This window comes from Methylophaga sp. UBA1464, from assembly GCF_002325665.1.
GTDB lineage: Bacteria > Pseudomonadota > Gammaproteobacteria > Nitrosococcales > Methylophagaceae > Methylophaga.
Genome location: NZ_DCSO01000093.1, coordinates 1,132 through 2,274, shown reverse-complemented (window position 1 = coordinate 2,274; position 1,143 = coordinate 1,132). Strand labels below are relative to the sequence as shown.

The window sequence follows — 1,143 nt, the reverse complement described above, 5'->3', positions numbered from 1 at the left end:
GATAAAAATGGTTATCTCAGGATTAGAAATCGGAATGTCTGATTCGTGGCATCCATGCCACTCACCCTACGGCGGCTCCGGCGTCCAAATTTGTTCCAGACAAATTTGTGAGCGAAGCGAGTTTGGTGAGTCTCCCTGACAAAAAACGCAACGCAGTGAAGCCGCAGGCCAGCACAAGGGTTGCCCTGGGGTTGTTAGGGGATGGGCACGCACAAATTCGTCGGGAACGAATTTGAACTGCGAAGCAACCTGCTTGCAGGTGAGCCACAGGGATGTGGCTTATTACTCCCCTGACTCGACATTAAGTCGAAATAAATTTATTAAATATCAAATCGGTTTAAATGGACCCATGCCGATTGTTGGGTTTCGTACCTCAACCCAACCTACAAATGTCATTAGATTCCCACATGCGCGGGAATGACAGCTATCTGTTGAACTTCATTGCATTTAACCCAAATTAACAGGCAACAAATTATATTTTAAGCGTTTGATTTAAATTTATTTTTCAAAATTTTAAAACGGCTAAGAGCACATTTCACAAAATTGCCATCTTTATGTTTGAATTGCTTCTTCAACGCTTTTTTAACTTCCCAAGTACCTTTATACCCATTCGGAAAGACGACTAAATCTCCCGCTTTAAATGTCGTCGCGGAGCCACCATCATTAGGCGTCATGACACATTCGCCTTCAACGATAAACGCGATTTCTGTGGTCACAAATGACCATGGAAAGGTTGAGACTTCTTTTTCCCATGTTGGCCAGTGAGCAACGCCCAATTCTTTTAAACGTGCTGCACTAGGGTTGTTATCAACTGTAATTTCTTTCATTTTCTTTCCTAAATTTTTGATTTATTCCCAAAACCAGACTGATTTGAGACGTTTGAACTACCCTATTTTGCCTGTCTTTTAGCGATAAACCGAATTTATCGACCACATGCCATGTTTAGACCGAGGGCAATTTGCCATAATGGGTATTTTAATGGCTTACTGATTTTCTTATGCAACACGTCGGGCAAACCGCACTCACTGTTTTACAAAGCGTATTTGGTTTCAGCGATTTTCGCCATAACCAGCAAACTATTGTAGATCAGGTAATTGCTGGTGGTGATGCGCTGGTTTTGATGCCAACCGGTGGCGGCAAGTC

General features: G+C 42.7%; 2 protein-coding genes. One reads left to right on the top strand and one right to left on the bottom strand.

The genetic code is table 11. From position 1 onward, the window contains the following. Positions 1-479 precede the first annotated feature (479 nt). Positions 480-827: a cupin domain-containing protein gene (locus tag B3O33_RS12540; RefSeq protein ID WP_292360559.1), complete on the bottom strand. Its 348-nt coding sequence runs from the start codon at positions 825-827 to the stop codon at positions 480-482. A gap of 170 nt (positions 828-997) precedes the next feature. Here B3O33_RS12540 and B3O33_RS12535 point away from each other — a divergent pair. After that, on the top strand, positions 998-1,143 hold a 146-nt coding region (locus B3O33_RS12535; RefSeq protein WP_292363768.1), incomplete at its 3' end, for a hypothetical protein.

What these genes read in the sequence shown, in the direction of transcription:
- B3O33_RS12540 (WP_292360559.1), bottom strand. Translation starts at nt 827, where the DNA reads ATGAAAGAAATTACAGTTGATAACAACCCTAGTGCAGCACGTTTAAAA.